General features: G+C 50.1%; 12 protein-coding genes. 7 read left to right on the top strand and 5 right to left on the bottom strand.

The features are described from left to right. Window positions 1–173: 173 nt before the first annotated feature. The 3 genes from trxA to ACEW8P_RS20895 all read right to left on the bottom strand — a co-directional run bounded on the left by trxA (window position 174) and on the right by ACEW8P_RS20895 (window position 5,094). A complete protein-coding gene (gene trxA, locus ACEW8P_RS20905) occupies window positions 174–506 on the bottom strand; it encodes a thioredoxin (RefSeq protein WP_373515015.1) in 333 nt (110 codons plus the stop codon). A 176-nt stretch (window positions 507–682) separates the two neighbouring features. Beyond that, window positions 683–4,336, bottom strand: coding sequence for a DNA polymerase III subunit alpha (dnaE, locus tag ACEW8P_RS20900; RefSeq protein ID WP_373515014.1), 3,654 nt, complete (start codon window positions 4,334–4,336; stop codon window positions 683–685). 83 nt (window positions 4,337–4,419) lie between these two features. After that, complete coding sequence (locus ACEW8P_RS20895) at window positions 4,420–5,094, bottom strand: DUF2461 domain-containing protein (protein WP_373515013.1); 675 nt, start codon at window positions 5,092–5,094, stop codon at window positions 4,420–4,422. Between the two features lie 278 nt (window positions 5,095–5,372). Here ACEW8P_RS20895 and trpS point away from each other — a divergent pair, with 278 nt between their 5' ends. The 5 genes from trpS (at window position 5,373) to ACEW8P_RS20870 (ending at window position 9,523) form a co-directional block, all read left to right on the top strand. Further along, window positions 5,373–6,347, top strand: coding sequence for a tryptophan--tRNA ligase (gene trpS / locus ACEW8P_RS20890; protein ID WP_373515012.1), 975 nt, complete (start codon window positions 5,373–5,375; stop codon window positions 6,345–6,347). Window positions 6,348–6,355: 8 nt separating this feature from the next. Further along, window positions 6,356–6,913: a phosphatase PAP2 family protein gene (locus ACEW8P_RS20885; protein WP_373515011.1), complete on the top strand. Its 558-nt coding sequence runs from the start codon at window positions 6,356–6,358 to the stop codon at window positions 6,911–6,913. A gap of 103 nt (window positions 6,914–7,016) precedes the next feature. Beyond that, the gene (locus tag ACEW8P_RS20880) at window positions 7,017–7,961 is read left to right on the top strand and encodes a ribose-phosphate pyrophosphokinase (RefSeq protein WP_373515010.1); all 945 of its coding nucleotides are present in this window, start codon (window positions 7,017–7,019) and stop codon (window positions 7,959–7,961) included. Window positions 7,962–7,989: 28 nt separating this feature from the next. Next, window positions 7,990–8,643, top strand: coding sequence for a 50S ribosomal protein L25/general stress protein Ctc (locus ACEW8P_RS20875; protein ID WP_373515009.1), 654 nt, complete (start codon window positions 7,990–7,992; stop codon window positions 8,641–8,643). A gap of 115 nt (window positions 8,644–8,758) precedes the next feature. Continuing rightward, window positions 8,759–9,523: an SDR family NAD(P)-dependent oxidoreductase gene (locus ACEW8P_RS20870; protein WP_373515008.1), complete on the top strand. Its 765-nt coding sequence runs from the start codon at window positions 8,759–8,761 to the stop codon at window positions 9,521–9,523. 36 nt (window positions 9,524–9,559) lie between these two features. Here ACEW8P_RS20870 and ACEW8P_RS20865 read toward each other — a convergent pair whose 3' ends face one another. Continuing rightward, on the bottom strand, window positions 9,560–10,135 hold the full coding sequence (locus tag ACEW8P_RS20865) for a hypothetical protein (RefSeq protein WP_373515007.1): 576 nt from the start codon (window positions 10,133–10,135) through the stop codon (window positions 9,560–9,562). A 127-nt stretch (window positions 10,136–10,262) separates the two neighbouring features. Next, on the bottom strand, window positions 10,263–12,911 hold the full coding sequence (locus ACEW8P_RS20860; protein WP_373515006.1) for a sodium-translocating pyrophosphatase: 2,649 nt from the start codon (window positions 12,909–12,911) through the stop codon (window positions 10,263–10,265). Between the two features lie 183 nt (window positions 12,912–13,094). Here ACEW8P_RS20860 and ACEW8P_RS20855 point away from each other — a divergent pair, with 183 nt between their 5' ends. Together ACEW8P_RS20855 and ACEW8P_RS20850 are read left to right on the top strand one after the other, a co-directional pair. Then, window positions 13,095–15,590 carry a PIG-L family deacetylase gene (locus ACEW8P_RS20855; RefSeq protein ID WP_373515005.1) on the top strand — a complete coding sequence of 832 codons (2,496 nt, stop codon included), beginning with the start codon at window positions 13,095–13,097 and terminating at the stop codon, window positions 15,588–15,590. A 43-nt stretch (window positions 15,591–15,633) separates the two neighbouring features. Then, a partial coding sequence (locus ACEW8P_RS20850) for a hydantoinase/oxoprolinase family protein (RefSeq protein WP_373515004.1) occupies window positions 15,634–17,403 on the top strand: 1,770 nt, incomplete at its 3' end.

Here is a 17,403-nt window from a genome sequence, read left to right as displayed (position 1 = left end):
TAAAGAAAGCTTTAAGCCTTAATCACAATTGAAGAAAATTCTTCAAAAGCCGTTTATGTTTAGCTTACATCAGCGTTGATGAATGTTTTGTTTTTACACATTCAAAAAATAAATTGACACAAAAAAGCCCCAATCAAAGATTGGGGCCAAACATATACTAGACATAAAGTACCTTAGCTCACTACCGCCAACTGCTCGTTTAATTTCTGCTCCAAAACCGACTTAGGTACCGCGCCGACAACTTTATCGACCAGCTGACCACCTTTGAAGATCATCAGGGTAGGGATGCTGCGGATGCCGAACTTTGCAGGAATCTGCGCGTTAGCGTCCACGTCCATTTTAGCGACTACGGCTTTGCCTTCAAACTCGCCAGCCAATTCCTCGACCACCGGGCCGATCATCTTACAGGGACCGCACCATTCGGCCCAAAAATCTACGAGGACGGGCTTATCTCCCGCAATTAATTCATCAAAAGTTTTGTCGGTTGCTTCAATTGCTTTCGCCATGATTCTAAATTCTTAAAGTAATTGTATGATTTGGGTATTAAACCAAACCCTCAACTACAAAAGTTCCTATTTGCCTTCATCACCTCACGGCGGCGGTCGACCGTCCCTGCCCCTCTCAGCAACGTCTGCCCGGCTCAAAGGAGAGGGATATGTGCCACCTGAGATTTGAATTTACGTCAGTTGAGCGAGAACTGCACACCCTCCAACAATTTCAGCCGATCGAACAACTCATTGGAGCCATCCACCCGGTAGGCACGCGACAGTAGTTGTATTTTAGCCTTCGACTCTGGATCGGTCACGGCCAGACTGAGGGCAAACTTGCCGGGATGCGATTTAAGGGCGTCATTCAGCAGCGTCACGAACTTCTGGTCGATGACATCCAGCGGGCAGGTCATTCGTACTTCCTTGCCTAGTTGTTCCCGAATTTCAGTAAGCAATTGTATATTAGCAATTTTAAATTCGAACTGGTCTTCGTTGTAATAGCGGCTTTGTACCTTTCCTTTGATGTATAAGAAATTGCCGATTTGGAGGTAGTTTTTCAGCCGCACCATGTCGTCACCACCCAGCAGCATTTCCATCGAGCCCCGGTAGTCTTCGATCTTAAAAATCACGAAGGGACTCCCGCGTTTCGAGACGCGTTCCATCACGCTGGTGACGATGCCCGCTACGCTGATATCCTTGCCCAGGTAGACCGGGTGCGTCATGTCTTCGGGTACTTCCAGTACCATGTTGACCGTACAGGTGCAAAAACTGTCCATCTCCAGCCGGAAGCTGTCGAGCGGATGACCCGAAATGTAGAAGCCAACTACCTCCTGCTCATGCCGGAGTTTTTGTAAGTCGCCCCATTCTTCCACCACCGGAATCGTAAACTTGCTCATCGAGGATTGTCCACCTCCGCCCAAACCACCAAATAGCATCACCTGCGCCGATTCTTTTTCGGCTTGGATGGTGTTGCCATAGCGAATCAGTTTCTCAATAAGATTGGAACTTTCGCCCGGCTCAGTGGCGAAAAACTGCGCCCGGTGCATGTCCTTGAAACAGTCGAAAGCCCCGGCATAGGCCAGGCTCTCGATTGTTTTCTTGTTAACGGTGCGCAGTTCGATCCGGGTGATAAAGTCAAAGATGTCCTTGAAGGGGCCGTTCGCTGTTCGTTCGGCGATAATGGACTCTACCGCCGCGTCGCCTGTCCCTTTGATACCTGCCAAACCAAAGCGGATTTCGCCCTTTTTGTTGGGGTTGAACTGCCGATCGGATTCATTGATGTCTGGGCCAAGCACCGGGATGCCGATGCTCTTACATTCTTCCAGGAAAAAGGTAATTTTCTCGATATTCCCCAGCGAGCTTGTCAACACTGCCGACATGTACTCGGCTTTGTAGTGTGTTTTCAGATAAGCCGTTTGGTAGGCTACAAAGGCGAAGCAAGTCGAGTGCGATTTGTTGAATGCGTAAGCCGCGAAAGCTTCCCAGTCGGTCCAGATTTTGTTCAGCTTCTTTTTGTCATGGCCCCGCTCGGCCCCGCCATCCATGAAGTACCCCTTCATTTTGTTCAGCGTCTCGATCTGCTTTTTACCCATCGCTTTCCGCAGGGTGTCGGCCTGTCCCTTCGTGAAACCCGCCAGTTTTTGAGAAAGCAGCATCACCTGCTCCTGGTATACGGTAATCCCGTAAGTATCACCTAAGTACTCCTCCAATTCGGGTAAATCATACTCGATGGCTTCCAGGCCGTGCTTGCGACGAATAAAGTTGGGGATATAGGCCAGGGGCCCCGGACGGTACAGAGCGTTCATGGCGATCAGGTCCTCGAATCGGTCTGGGGCAAGTTCGCGCATGTACTTTTTCATGCCGTCGGATTCAAACTGAAAAATCGCGTTAGTTTCGCCGCGCTGGAAGAGTTCGTACACCTTCATATCGTCCAGCGGAATCTCGTCGATCTCGATCTCGACGCCGTGGTTCAGCTTGATGAGTCGCAGGGCTTCCTTGATGATCGTCAGGTTTTTCAACCCTAGAAAATCCATCTTGATGACGCCCGCGTCCTCGATTATCTTTCCCTGATACTGGGTAATCAGAAAATCGGATTCTTTGGATGTCGAGACGGGAATGATTTCTGTCAAGTCACTGGGGGCAATGATGATACCCGCTGCGTGGATGCCCACGTTGCGGACGGTACCTTCCAATCGTTGCGCCTCAGCAAGTACCTGCGCCGCCATGTCGTTGCCCTTGGCGGCGGTACGCATCTTCTTGACGTTCTCCATTTCATCGTAAGAGATACCCTCACGCTTCATCAGGCTGTCGTTCCCATCGAGCGGTGAGTTGAAAATCCGGTTGAGCGTCATGTTGTAGGAAGGCTTGTCGGGTACCAGCTTTACCAGCGCGTTGGCATCGGAAAGCGGGTAGTCCATGACCCGCGCCACGTCCTTAATGGCCGACTTAGCCGCCATCGTACCGTAGGTTACGATCTGGGCCACTTGGTTGTAGCCATATTTCTTGACTACGTAGTCGATTACTTTTTGCCTTCCTTCATCGTCGAAGTCGGTGTCAATATCAGGAAGTGAAATCCGGTCAGGATTTAAAAAACGCTCGAACAGCAAGTCGTACTTAATAGGATCTATATTAGTGATGCCCGTCGCGTAAGCCACCACCGAGCCCGCCGCCGAACCACGACCTGGGCCGATAAATACGCCCATCTTTCGGCCCGCGTCGATGAAGTCAGCCACGATGAGGAAGTAACCGGGAAAACCCATGCTACGAATTGTCTCCAACTCAAAATTGAGCCGCTCCTCGATTTCGGCGGTGATGGTACCGTACTTTTTCCGCGCTCCTTCGAAAGTGAGGTGTTTTAGATAATCCCACTGGTTAAGTACGTCAGCGGTCAATTCTTTTTTGCCCGAAAAATCCGACAGCGTGTGCGTCTGGAATTCCTGAGGAATCGGGAAATTGGGCAACATTATATCCTTCTGCAGCTCCAGCGTCTTGATCTTGCCAACGATCTCGTTCGTGTTGTCGATCGACTCGGGCAAATCATGGAACAGCTTCGACATTTCAGCAGTATTCTTGAAATAAAACTGATCGCTGAAAAAGGCAAAGCGCGAACCTTTTGGAATGCCGTTTTCTTCGTCGAAATCCTTAGCCGAAGGGGTACTTTTCTTATCTCCGGTATTGATACAGAGCAAAATGTCGTGCGCGTTCCAGTCTTCCTGATCCACGTAGTGCGAGTCGTTTGAAGCAATGACTTTGACGTTGTGCTTGCGGGCAAAGCGCATCAGCACTTCGTTGGCGATGATTTGATCCCGGATTTCATGGCGTTGCAGTTCTACATAATAATCCTCCCCGAACACATCGAGCCACCATTTGAACTCACGCTCGCCCTGTTCCTCACCCTTCCGCAAAATCGTTCTCGGCACCGACGCTCCGATGCAGCAAGTTGTGGCAATCAGACCTTCGTGGTATCTTAGAATCAGTTCCTTATCTATACGTGGGTACTTGCCGTACATCCCTTCAATAAAACCAAGTGAACAGAGCTTCACCAGGTTTTTATAGCCTATTTCGTCCTTGGCCAACAAAAGCTGATGGTAACGAACGTCTTTGTTTTCCTTGGTAAACTGCTGCTTGTGCCTGTCTTCCACCACATAAAACTCGCAGCCGACAATGGGTTTAACGCCCTGCTTTTTGCCTTCAGCTACGAACTCGAATACGCCGAACATATTGCCGTGATCCGTGATGGCCACAGCGGGCATATTGTCATCTTTGGCCTTCTTGAAAAGCTTCTTGATGTCCGCCGCGCCATCGAGCAGCGAGAATTGGGTATGGCAGTGGAGGTGAGAGAATTGCAAGGGGGATAATTTTGAATGATAGAATGAGTGAATGAGTGAATATTACTTTCGCCTGAATCCGCTGGTTTGAGTTATTGATGCGCCTAAACTACTTCCTTTTCATCGTGGAAAATATAGTTCAGGAAGTCGCAGTAGGGTTTGATGAGGTGGATGGCATGGAGTATTTCGGTAACAAAATTTTCGGAAAGCACTTCTTTGTCCATGATACGATGGGAGAAGAACAATTCTTTGCGGCGCAGGAGTTCTATTTCAGGGTGATCTCTACTGAAACCCTTGGGAGAGGTTTTCAACGTCGCGCCGTGGATTTCAGGGAAATAATTTCTGAAGGTCTCATTTTCGATGATTTTTTTGAGTTCGGCGGCGTTGTAGTCTACTTCCTGGCGGTACTTGGCTAATTGCTCGGCCGTTGGACTCCACATGCCCGCGCCCAGAAACGACTGGTCGCCCGGCTGAATTTGCAAATAGTAGTCGATCCGCCCCGAATGCCGCCCGCCTGGGCCGATTGCCATACTGAAATTATTTTTGTAAGGTCGTTTATCTCTGGTAAAGCGGAGGTTGCGGTTGATGCGAAAGACACAGTCTTTGGGCTGGGTTTTGCCCAATTCTTCAAATTTGCTCACCTCATTCAGCACCTTTTCAGTAAGTTTGGTAAAATCCGCTTTCGCGGTATCGTACCGTTTGCGGTTTTCAAGAAACCAGTCGCGGTTGTTGTTTTTGGATAAATCGAGGAGAAACTGGAGAGTATTTTTTGAAAGCATTTTGGTAAATCTTGATTTGGCGATGGTTGACGCCTGACAGAAGCGATTTATCGCGTCTCTACGATTGGTAGTTTGGGAATCGTTATCTGGCAGAGGTTTATCGCAATTTTCGAGTTCCCCCTTATTTTCCGCCCCAATTTACCGAATTTTGCCGTTAGCATTACCAATCCTGGACGCTCAACCAAAAACTTCACACCGATAGATTTCCTATCAGAAAAAATTAATTGCGGAGTCCAACATTCATCGTTCATAATTAATAATTTATCACTCATCACTAAATGAGAGTCCTCACCGGCATCCAAAGCAGCGGTCGCCCGCATCTCGGCAACATTCTGGGCGCGATTCAGCCCGCCATCGAATTATCCCGCGACCCGGACAATGATTCTTTCTTCTTCATCGCCGATCTGCACTCACTCATTACGATCAAGGACGGCAATTTGCGCGAGGAATATGTGCGCGCCATAGCATCCACTTGGCTCGCCTTTGGGTTCGACACCGACCGCAATGTTTTTTGGCGGCAATCGCGGGTGCCGGAACACACCGAAATGGCTTGGTACCTCAATTGCTTCACACCCTATCCGATGCTGGCTAACGCCCATTCATTTAAGGATAAGTCAGAAAAACTTTCGGATGTCAACGCGGGACTCTTTACCTACCCCGTTTTGCAGGCCGCCGACATCCTCTTATATGACGCGAATATCGTTCCGGTCGGCAAAGATCAGAAGCAGCATCTTGAAATGACAAAGGATATTGCCGCGGCAGTCAACGCGCAGGTGGGTAGTGAAATTCTAGTATTGCCCGAGTCGCGAATAGACGAAAAGTTGATGGTAATTCCTGGCATCGATGGTCAGAAAATGAGCAAGTCTTATGGGAACTACCTCGACATTTTTGTGGGAGAAAAAGACCTGATGAAAGTAGTTAAAAAGATCCTATCGGACTCCACCGCATTGGAAGACCCAAAAAATCCTGACATCGATATTACCTATCAATTATATTCACTCATCGCGACAGACGAACAAACCGCCGAGATGCGGGGCAACTATGAGCGCGGCGGTTACGGATACGGTCACGCCAAGAAAGCATTGCACGAAGTGATTTTGCAAAAATTCAAAGAACCCCGCGAAGTCTTCGATTACTACATGAACGACCGAAAAGCACTGGAAACCAAATTGGAAGAGGGTGAAGAAAAAGCCCGCGTGGTGGCCCGGCAAACCATCAGCCGGATGCGACAAGCTCTCGGATACGGAGCGTGAATGAGTTAATGGGAAATATCACCCATTTTGACCAAGAAGTGTTTTTGTGGTTAAATGCTCAGCATAGCCCTTTCTGGGATGTATTTATGAAGGTCGTTACCAATAAACTGACTTGGATACCGCTGTATTTACTGCTACTATATTCAATTGTTTCAAAGTTCAAACTGCAGGCAGTTGGCTATATTCTTTGTATTCTTGCGGTGGTACTACTTTCTGACCAAATCGCTTCCGCGCTTTTCAAACCTTATTTCATGCGTCCTCGCCCTTGCCACGATCCGGCGATCGCGAGTTTGGTGCATCTGGTGAGTGGTTGTGGCGGAGCCTACGGTTTTGTCTCCTCTCACGCCTCTACTGGTTTTGGCATTGCCATGATCGTGAATCTGTTGCCCACCAAGCACCTCATTGGGATCAAGTGGTTCTTCCTATGGGCTGTAGTCTATTCATATAGTCGCATCTACGTGGGAGTACATTATCCCTTAGACGTTATTGTAGGCGGCATGATCGGTTTGATTTCGGCTTTTATGGTTTATTTACTCTTTAAAAAAACTATCAAATCAGAAATATAAATTACTATAAACCAAAACTTTGAAAAAATAAAAAGCTCAATGCCGATCGCAGACCGCCAAAAGCCAAGCTTTTTTTCCTACTTTTGCGCAACTTTTTGATTTCATGGCCGCTATTAATACCGTCAAGATATTTTCCGGAACCTATTCTACTCATCTTGCCGAGCAGATTGCTAAGGAATATGGCCGTCCGTTGGGCGGCTACACCTGCCGTCAGTTTAGCGACGGGGAGATTTCACCGGCGTATGACGAGTCGGTCCGGGGCTGTGATGTATTCCTGATTCAGTCCACCCCGCCTCCGGGCGACAACTTGTTGGAATTATTGCTAATGGCCGACGCCGCTCGGCGCGCTTCGGCGCATAACGTGACGCTGGTACTCCCCTATTTCGGCTATGCCCGGCAAGACAGAAAGGACAAACCCCGCGTATCGATTGCCGCAAAACTCATTGCCAACCTGCTCACAGCTTCGGGAGCCGACCGTCTGATGACCATCGACCTGCACGCCGGACAAATCCAGGGATTTTTCGATTTTCCGGTGGACAATCTGGAAGCTATTTCAATCTTTGTGCCTTACGTTGAAGCCCTCAAACTGGACAATTTGCTGGTTGCTTCGCCCGATGTCGGCGGTGCGGCGCGGGCGCGTAATTTCGCCAAATTTCTTAGCGCTGATATGGTTATATGCGACAAATACCGTAAGCGGGCCAACGAAATTGCTTCCATGCAGATCATCGGCGACGTGGAAGGTGCCAATGTCGTTCTCTTCGACGATATGATCGATACGGGCGGTACGCTTTGCAAAGCCGCCGAAATCATTCTTGAAAAAGGGGCAAAATCCGTTCGGGCGGTATGTACCCACGCAATCATGTCGGGAAAAGCCTACGAAAACATCGAAAACTCGGCTCTCGAAGAATTAATCGTGACCGACACAATGCCTTTGCGTCAGGAAGGCAAGAAAATAAAAGTAATTTCGGTTGCGCCCTTATTCGCAAAAGCGATCGGCCGTATCCGTGACCACGAATCTGTTAGCTCCCTTTTCTTAAATAATCAGTAAATTTCAAGTTCATTTTTTTTAATCAAGTATGAAAAAGTTAGAGATTGTAGGGTATCGAAGAGCGAATCTCGGTAGAAAGCATTCCCAGGACCTGCGTGGCCAAGGCTACGTGCCTGGTGTGCTATACGGCGGCGACGCCCAACACCATTTTTACGCGCCGAACATGTTGTTCCGCGAGCTGTTGACTTCGGGCGACGTTTTCGAAATAACGTTAAATATTGAAGGCGACGAATACCAGGCTGTTTTGCAGGAAACCCAGTTTCACCCGGTGAACGATTCGCTGCTCCACGCAGACTTTCTGGAGATTCTGCCTGGCAAGGAAGTGAAGGTGGATGTACCCATTAAATTGATTGGCGTCGCAAAAGGCGTAACCAATGGTGGGAAACTTAACCAAAAATTGCGTAAATTGCGCGTACAAGGTATGGCCGGCGACATTCCAGATTATATTGAACTGAATGTCAGCACTCTCGAATTGGGTAAATCCATGAAGGTGGCGGCCATAGCTGAGGAAGGTTTTACCATCCTTTCCCAAAAAGCGGTACCTGTGGTTTCTGTTGACGTACCACGCGCGTTGCGCGGTGGCGGCTTGACTCTTGAAGAGGAAGAAGCTGAAGAAGCAGCAGCTGCAGCGGCCGAAGCTGGCGAGAACACCGAAGGTGGTGAAACGCCGGCTGCTGAATAAGTTTATTTTTCATGGCTAATAGATGCAAACGTGCCGACCTTTGGTCGGCATTTTTGTTTTGTAGGCACAGCTTTTTTGAATTGTTGAGTTTTTCAAAAACACAACACAAATCCACATGCTGACAGATCAATTCGATTTATCAGGAAAAATAGCCTTAGTGACGGGCGCCAGTCAGGGAATTGGTAAGGGAATCGCGCTGGGACTGGCCGAATACGGTGCTGAGGTAATTCTCCTTTATCATAAGGACCGAAAACAGGCCGAAGGAGTGGCGGAAGAAGTGAAAAAAAATGGAGGTAAGGCACACATCTTTTCGTCGGATTTCTCCCAATCGGACGCCGCCCAAAAACTTCGTAAACAGCTTGGCCAAAAGAAAAAACTGCCCGACATTCTCGTGGTCAACGCTTCGGTGCAGGTAGCCAAAGATTGGTTAACAATGGCGGAGCAAGACTTCGACTTTCAAGTCAATACTAACTTCAAATCTACCCTTTTTTTGTTTCAGGAATTTATCCCCAAAATGCTCGAGCGAGGCTGGGGCCGCGTGCTGACTATTGGCAGCGTTCAGCAGGAAAAGCCGCATCCGGCTATGATCGTGTACGCCGCTACCAAGTCGGCGGTAGACAATATGGTCAAGAACATTGCGATGCAAGTGGCCGACCAAGGCGTAACGGTCAACAACCTTGCGCCCGGTGTCATCGGCACCCCTCGTCTGGACGAACCTGTTCCCGATGTGGATGAGCGCATCGATCAGCGGATGACTACCCCTATGGGCGGCATCGGCGATCCCATCGACTGCGCGGCGATGGCGCTGTTGCTCTGTTCTGATGCTGGCAGATTTATCACCGGACAGAACATTTTTGTCGATGGCGGGATGAGTTTGTAGAAAAGAATCCCATCTATCGTTTCAAAAAAAGCTGAGTCAGGCATTCTTAGCTGACCACTTTCCTATATTCTGGATTCTCATTCGATGATGTCTTTGGAGAATAACCGGGTACAGATTACCAATTAGGTTAATAATCATCGAAGCAACACCCAATCTGCTTTTACCGATCATTATCAGGTATACACTCACAACGACAATTACTACGAAAGGCAGCAAATGCCCAAACTCAGACTTCATTGTTTGCTCCGATAGGTTTGCAATACCCTGTTTCTTACCGTTGAAATATTTCTTCCTTTGTTTCTTATCCTTCCAAAGAGTGGCCAGGAGTGCTTTCCTGAAAAAATCGACTCCCAAATATTTATATACTTTCGTCAATTTCGCTGGATGACTTATTTTGTAATAGGATTCAGGCAATAGCTTTTGCGTTGCAAGAGCAAAGCCCGCTAACGCGAATATTCCTGTTATGATAAGGTTGAGTATCCAGGCAACGAAAATTATCAATCCCCACGAGTTTGTATTGAATTGATCCGCCAGACTCAACAAAGTATAGCTTTGATAAGCCAAGAATATGGACCCCAATAACAGCAGTATTTTCTTGACCATATAGTTCATTACAGATAGTTGAAGGGAATAATACGTGAGGAATTATTCCCCCTCTCTGGGTCGATGACAAAGTTTTGAAGTAATAAAAAAAGCCGCACAGATCGCTGCGCGGCTTCCCTGTAATTTATCCTGCTCTCTATTTCTTCGTCACCCGAATCGAAGTCCGGCGATTCTGCGCGCGGCCCGCTTCCGTATCGTTGGAAGCCACGGGATACTGTTCGCCGTAGCCCTCCGACTCCAGGCGAGAGGCGTCGATTCCCATATTGACCAGCGACTGCTTCACCGAAGCAGCGCGATCCGCCGATAGCTTCATGTTCATATCGGGATCGCCCGTGTTGTCGGTGTAGCCGCCCAACTTGGCATTCACACTTGGGTAAGCTTTCAAAATTTCAGCGATGTTCCCCAGTTGCTCCTGTGATTCCGGCTTCAAAGTTTCCTTCCCGGTTTCAAAAAGCAGGCGATCGAAATCGAACCAGGTCGTCTTATCGACTGGACGATCGGAACGGATAAAATCCACCAAGTTGCTTTCCACAGGACTACCATCGCGGGCAATATTCATCTTCAAGCCGTTTTCCAGTTCGTACACATCCGTCGGCGTCATGCTGCCGTCGATGGGCAGCACTTCCACAGCGGGTTCTTCGATCACATTGTCGATGTCATTGGAAATGACTGCGATGTATGGTGCAATTACCAGCGATACGATCGACATTAGTTTAATCAAAATGTTCATCGAAGGACCGGAAGTATCTTTGAAAGGATCACCAACAGTATCGCCCGTCACCGACGCTTTGTGAGGATCGGAACCCTTATAATACATCGCGCCATCGATCAGAACACCTTTCTCGAATGACTTCTTGGCGTTGTCCCAGGCTCCACCCGCGTTGGACTGGAAAATACCCATCAACACGCCGGAGACAGTCACACCCGCTAACAGACCACCCAGAACCTCAGGTCCCATTGTGAAGCCGATCAATACTGGCGTAATGAGGGCAATGGCACCGGGCAGAATCATCTGCCGTAAAGAGGCTTGCGTGGAAATAGCCACGCACTTTTCATATTCGGGCTCGGCCTCGTACTCCATGATGCCGGGAATCTCACGGAATTGGCGACGAACTTCGTTCACCATTTCCATCGCAGCTTTACCCACCGCTGAAATACACAGCGCACTAAAAATGAACGGGATCATGCCGCCGACAAACAGCCCGGCCAGCACGTCAGCTTTGTAAATGTCGATGGCGCGAATGCCCGCGATGCCCACGAAAGCAGCGAATAGTGCCAACGATGTCAGGGCAGCAGAAGCAATGGCGAAGCCTTTACCCGTAGCGGCGGTGGTATTACCCACAGCGTCGAGGTTGTCGGTGCGCTCACGCACTTCGGGTGGCAATTGCGACATCTCAGCGATACCGCCCGCGTTATCAGCAATAGGTCCGAAGGCATCGATGGCCAATTGCATGGCAGTAGTCGCCATCATACCTGCGGCAGCAATGGACACACCATACAGTCCGGCGAATTTATAGGACAGGATAATACCGGCGGCAAGAACCAAAATCGGCAATACCGTAGATTCCATACCCACAGCGAGTCCGCCTATGATGTTGGTTGCGTGGCCCGTACCTGATTTCTCAATGATTGAGTTGACGGGACGCTTGCCCATAGCGGTATAATACTCCGTAATGATCGACATCAGCGCGCCTACCACAAGACCCGTCACGATGGCATAGAACACGCCGTTGGCCGTGAATTCAAAGCCGCGCAGGTTGAGCGTTTCGGGCAGAATGCCCTTTACCAGAAAATACGAAGCAATAAAAGTAATGATTACCGAAGCCCAGTTGCCCAGGTTCAAAGCATTTTGCACGGAAGACGTTTCCTTGCTGATGCGCACGAAGAATGTAGATACCAACGAGGCCAACAGACCCACGGCAGCAATCATCATCGGAAGCAGTACGGGAGAGTAGCCACCATACGCATCGGTAGAGGCCACGTCAATTTCCTGACCCAATACCATTGTGGCCAAAATCGTCGCCACGTAAGAACCGAAAAGGTCGGCACCCATACCAGCTACGTCACCCACGTTGTCGCCTACGTTGTCGGCGATAGTAGCGGGGTTCCGCACGTCGTCTTCGGGGATTCCGGCTTCGACTTTACCAACCAGGTCGGCTCCGACGTCGGCGGCTTTGGTGTAGATACCGCCACCCACGCGGGCAAAAAGCGCGATGGATTCTGCGCCAAGCGAGAAGCCAGCCAGTACTTCGATCGCCTTCCGCATTTCCTCAGAATTCAATGGCAGGCCAGCGGCGAAGGTTTGGTATAATATAATGAACAGTCCGCCCAGGCCCAGTACGGCGAGACCCGCCACGCCCATACCCATTACGGAACCGCCCGTAAACGATACCTGCAAAGCCTTAGCAAGCGAAGAGCGTGCCGCCTCGGCGGTGCGCACATTGGCTTTTGTGGCGATAATCATGCCGATGTAACCCGCAAAGGCCGAGAAAACGGCCCCGATCAAAAAAGCGACCGCAATAAGGGGAGACGAGTGGATGGGACGCTCGGGCGTACCTTCGTCGGAACCCAGCCAAAACAGCAGAGCCGCCGTAGGCAGGGCGAACAGGGCCAGAACTTTCCATTCGGCTTTTAAAAAGGCGATGGCTCCGTCGGCAATGTAGCCCGAAAGCCGCTGCATTTCGGCGTTACCGGCGGGTTGCTTGGAGACCCAACTGAATCGCCACGCGGTGTAAAGTAATCCCACCACTCCGAAGGCAGGAACCAGGTACATAATACTATCCATTCTAAGTTAGAAATTGGTTTTGGTAGTGAAAAATCGGGCAAATATAGCGGTTTGGCCCGCACTTGCCCAAGCAAATTCAAAAGAGTAGTATTAATTGCTCCGATTGCTGGATAATTTGGCGCAAGCCGTTTGAACCGACTATCTTTGAGGGTAGTTTGCCATTTGCACAATCTAAAATTTTACATGAAAAAAATATTTGCCCTCTTTCTTTGCTTGGCCTGCCTGAACAATTCTCTTTTTGCGCAAGCCCCCAACCCCACTTCCGGCGAAATTTTCCTCAATTTAAAAAAACTCAATGTCCTCGGTAGCGCAATGCACATCGCCGCCCACCCCGATGACGAGAATAGTTTGCTGTTGGCATATCTAGCCAAAGATAAGCTTGTAAGTACTTACTACTTAGCACTTACACGTGGCGACGGCGGCCAAAACCTCATCGGTTCCGAGCAGGGTGAGTACATCGGTATTATTCGCACCCAGGAATTACTCGCCGCCCGCCGCACCGACGGGGCGCAACAATTGTTTACCCACGCTTATGATTTCGGCTATTCCAAAACCCGCGAGGAAACGCTGGACTTTTGGGGCAAAGACCTGATTCTGGGTGATGTGGTTTATCTTATTCGTAAGTACCGCCCCGATGTGCTGGTTACGCGCTTTCCGCCCGACGAGCGGGCAGGTCACGGCCACCACAATTCTTCGGCTTACCTGGCGCACGAGGCATTCAAGATCAGCGGTGATCCTACCAAATATCCTGAACAACTGAAAACCGTGAAGGTCTGGCAGCCTGAGCGCATCGTCTGGAACACTTACTCGCGAGGTTTCCAGAACAATGCCCCAAGCGACGGCGGCAGCTACGTGGAAGTGGATTTGAGTGGATACAACCCCATTCTGGGCAAGTCGTACAGCGAAATTGCGTCTTCCAGTCGCTCGATGCACAAGACGCAGGGCTTTGGTTCGGCGCCTAATATCAATTTGCGGAAAGATTTCATGCTGCACGTGGATGGCAAACCTGCGAAGGACGACCTCTTCGATGGCGTGGATTTGAGTTGGAATCGGGTAAAAGACAGCGGCAAGCTCAGTCAGCTGATTCAACAGGCTATCTCGGATTTCGATTTGACGAAGCCTAGTGCTTCCGTTCCGGCTCTGGTGACCATCCACAAGGAATTGGAAAAGTTGGACACCAAAGATTTTTACGTAAAAAAGAAAAAAGACGAAGTACAGCAATTAATTCAGGAATGCCTGGGACTATGGTTCGAGACCAACCCGACCGACTATTCCGCCTCGCCCGGCGGCAAGGCGATGGTCGAGGTGAAAGTTGTCAATCGCTCGGCGACGCCCGTCACATTAAAAGGCATCAAAATGATGGGCGCGAGCTTCGACAGTACCTTAAATGTTTCGCTGAATACATTCGAGGCTTTGCAATTCAAGAAAACGGTAGCCATCCCGAAAAATCTGCCCGTATCGCAGCCATATTGGTTGCGCAAACCCATCAAGAATAGAAAAGTATTTCAATTCGACGACCCCGAATCGGTGGGAAGACCCGGGAACGCGCCGGAACTCGAAACCGCCTTCACTTTCTTCATCGAAGGTTCCACGTTTATTTTTACCTCGCCCTGGAAATACAAATCGGTCGATCCGTCGGAGGGTGAGATTTACCGCCCGTTTGAGTTGCGCCCGGCGGTGACGGTCAATCTTTCCGAGCAGGTTTTCGTCTTCGCCGATCAGCAGCCTAAGTCAGTCGATTTGTTGTTGAAAGCCAACGAGTCTAACATGAAGGGAAAAATCACTTTCGATATGCCCAAAGGCTGGAAAATCGAACCCGCGCAAATCGATTTTGCTACCAAAGATAAGTACGAAGAAAAAGTGCTGAATGTAAAGGTAACGCCCCCTGCGGGCGACAGCGAGGGGAAGTTGAAGGTTCAAGTGACGACCGACCGAGGTACTTTCTCAAACAGCCTGCGGAGCGTCGAGTTTAGGCACATTCCCACGCAAACACTCTTCCCGCCCGCCGAGACGGAACTTGTTAAACTGAATATTGAGAATTTGGCCAGGAAGATTGGCTATATCGCCGGAGCCGGGGACGAGGTACCCGCCGCCTTACGCCAGATTGGGGCGCAGGTCACGATGCTGGACGAAAAGGAGTTGGGCAAAGAGCTGAGTGTTTACGATGCCATTGTAGTGGGCGTTCGTGCCTACAATACCGAGGACCGACTGGGTTTTTACCAACAAAAACTCATGGACTACGTCAAGAATGGCGGCACGATGGTGGTGCAGTACGCCACTGCACGCAACGGTTTCCTGAGCAACGGTCTGAAAGTCGAGAACATGGGCCCCTACCCTTTCGACATCAGCCGCAACCGCGTGACCGACGAGACCGCCGCCATCAAATTTCTGAATCCCTCCGACCCGCTATTGAACAAGCCTAACAAAATCACCCAAAAAGATTTCGAGGGCTGGATTCAAGAACGCGGCTTATATTTCGCTTCGGATTACGAAAAAAACTACACGCCCGTCCTGGCCAGTAAAGACCCCGGTGAGGAGGAGCAAAAAGGTGGGTTGATTTACACCAAATACGGTAAGGGAATTTACATTTATACGGGCATTTCCTTCTTCCGTGAACTGCCCGCCGGAGTACCGGGGGCCTACCGTCTGTTTGCCAACCTGATTTCGGCGGGTAAATAAGCCGGGAAATTCCTTTTTTGTAAATACCAACTTCCCTCGACTGGTGGCAAATCAAGGTACCTGGCATATTCATATCGACACGGGCGGCACGTTTACGGACTGCATCGCCCATGATCCCAGGGGCGAAACCCACCGGGTCAAGGTACTGAGCAGCGGTAGCCTGCGGGGGCGGATTATCCGAAAGATCGATCCTTACAATTACAGTTTCGAGGCACCCTGGAACTACGACAGCCCACTGTTGGAAGGCTATACGCTCAACATTCCCTCACGGGAAGTCAGCACAAAACTGCTGGCCATCGATTACCGCAACCACATTCTTACGCTGGAAGAAAATATTCCGGCTTTATCCAATGTAGATTTCGACCTCACCAGTGAGGAGGAAGCGCCCGTATTAGCAATCCGGCTTATAACCAAAACTAAACTCGGTCTGCCTTTTCCTAAAATCCAGTTACGCATAGGCACTACCAAAGGTACCAACGCGCTCCTGGAAAAGAAGGGAGCGAAAAGTTTGCTCGTCGTCACGAAGGGGTTCAAGGATTTGCTGAGAATCGGGACGCAGCAACGACCGCACCTTTTTCAATTAAACATCCCCGAGCCAATTCCTTTGTACTCGGATGTTTTTGAAGTGGAAGAACGGCTGGATTCGTCGGGCAAGGTGCTGGGTGCCCTGGCTCCTGTTGAGTTGGAGCGGCTTCTGGAATATCTGGATGACGGCGAGTTCTCGTCGGTCGGTCTTTCCCTGCTTAATTCTTACCGCAATCCTACGCACGAAAACCTCATCGCCGACTACCTCCGGCACAACAGCGAACTACCCGTTTCCTCAGCGGTAGCGCTCTTCCCCCAGATCCATTATCTGCGCCGCACCCAAACGGCGGCGATCGACGCCTACCTCTCGCCTATTATCGGGAGCTATTTGAATAGCATTCAAAAGAGCCTGAAAAATGTCGCCATACAGGTGATGACCAGCGCGGGAGGTTTGGTCAAGAGCCAGAATTACCACGCCAAAGATAGTCTGTTGAGCGGCCCAGCCGGAGGCATGATCGCCGCGACGCGGCTGGCGCAGCAATTGGGTTTTGAAAAAATCCTAACCTTCGACATGGGTGGCACCAGTACGGATACGGCCCGCATCGACGGGCGTCCAATCCTCAGCTACCTGACCCAAATCGAAGGTTACGAGATGCTGAACCCCAGTTTCGCCATCGAAACGGTGGCCGCCGGGGGAGGCTCGGTCTGCTGGTACGATGGCTACACCCTGCGCGTCGGTCCGCAAAGCGCGGGGGCCGAGCCAGGACCGGCTTGCTACGGAGCGGGCGGGCCGCTGACGATTACGGACGTCAATTTGTTGTTGGGAAAACTAGATACCAGTCAATTCGAGATTCCGATTAGCGCCGAAAATGCTTTCGATGCTTTGCAGAAACTCATCGATGAAATCACCTTCAAGACGGGCAACAACCTCAGTGGTCAGGAAGTACTTACAGGCTTGGAGCGGATCGCCAATGAAAAAATGGCGGAAGGAATTCGTAAAATTTCGGTCAGTAAAGGCGTCGATCCGGCAGAATATGCGCTGATGACCTTTGGCGGCGCAGGCGGCTTGCACGGCTGCCAATTGGCAGAATTACTGCACATTGAAAAAGTCATTATCCCCAACGAAGCGGGTATTTTCAGCGCGGTAGGGATGGGACAAGCCCAACTCAGTCGCATCGCCACCCGGCAGATTTTGGCCGACTGGCAACAAAGCCAAATCCCCCTTTCCGACTGGCTGGCCGACATGGAAGTTGGATTACAGGAGGCACTTTCGCACGAAGGCATCACG

The sequence above is a fragment of the Persicitalea sp. genome (assembly GCF_041751555.1).
Taxonomy (GTDB): Bacteria; Bacteroidota; Bacteroidia; order Cytophagales; family Spirosomataceae; genus Persicitalea.
The sequence above is the reverse complement of the archived record's forward strand: the minus strand, read 5'-3'. Positions and strand labels throughout refer to the sequence as shown.

Bases quoted from the DNA above. Each gene is read 5' to 3' on its own strand.
- trxA (WP_373515015.1), bottom strand. From the start codon at position 506: ATGGCGAAAGCAATTGAAGCAACCGACAAAACTTTTGATGAATTAATT.
- ACEW8P_RS20895 (WP_373515013.1), bottom strand. From the start codon at position 5,094: ATGCTTTCAAAAAATACTCTCCAGTTTCTCCTCGATTTATCCAAAAAC.
- trpS (WP_373515012.1), top strand. From the start codon at position 5,373: ATGAGAGTCCTCACCGGCATCCAAAGCAGCGGTCGCCCGCATCTCGGC.
- ACEW8P_RS20865 (WP_373515007.1), bottom strand. From the start codon at position 10,135: ATGAACTATATGGTCAAGAAAATACTGCTGTTATTGGGGTCCATATTC.
- ACEW8P_RS20875 (WP_373515009.1), top strand. From the start codon at position 7,990: ATGAAAAAGTTAGAGATTGTAGGGTATCGAAGAGCGAATCTCGGTAGA.
- ACEW8P_RS20870 (WP_373515008.1), top strand. From the start codon at position 8,759: ATGCTGACAGATCAATTCGATTTATCAGGAAAAATAGCCTTAGTGACG.
- ACEW8P_RS20880 (WP_373515010.1), top strand. From the start codon at position 7,017: ATGGCCGCTATTAATACCGTCAAGATATTTTCCGGAACCTATTCTACT.
- ACEW8P_RS20855 (WP_373515005.1), top strand. From the start codon at position 13,095: ATGAAAAAAATATTTGCCCTCTTTCTTTGCTTGGCCTGCCTGAACAAT.
- ACEW8P_RS20860 (WP_373515006.1), bottom strand. From the start codon at position 12,911: ATGGATAGTATTATGTACCTGGTTCCTGCCTTCGGAGTGGTGGGATTA.
- ACEW8P_RS20885 (WP_373515011.1), top strand. From the start codon at position 6,356: ATGGGAAATATCACCCATTTTGACCAAGAAGTGTTTTTGTGGTTAAAT.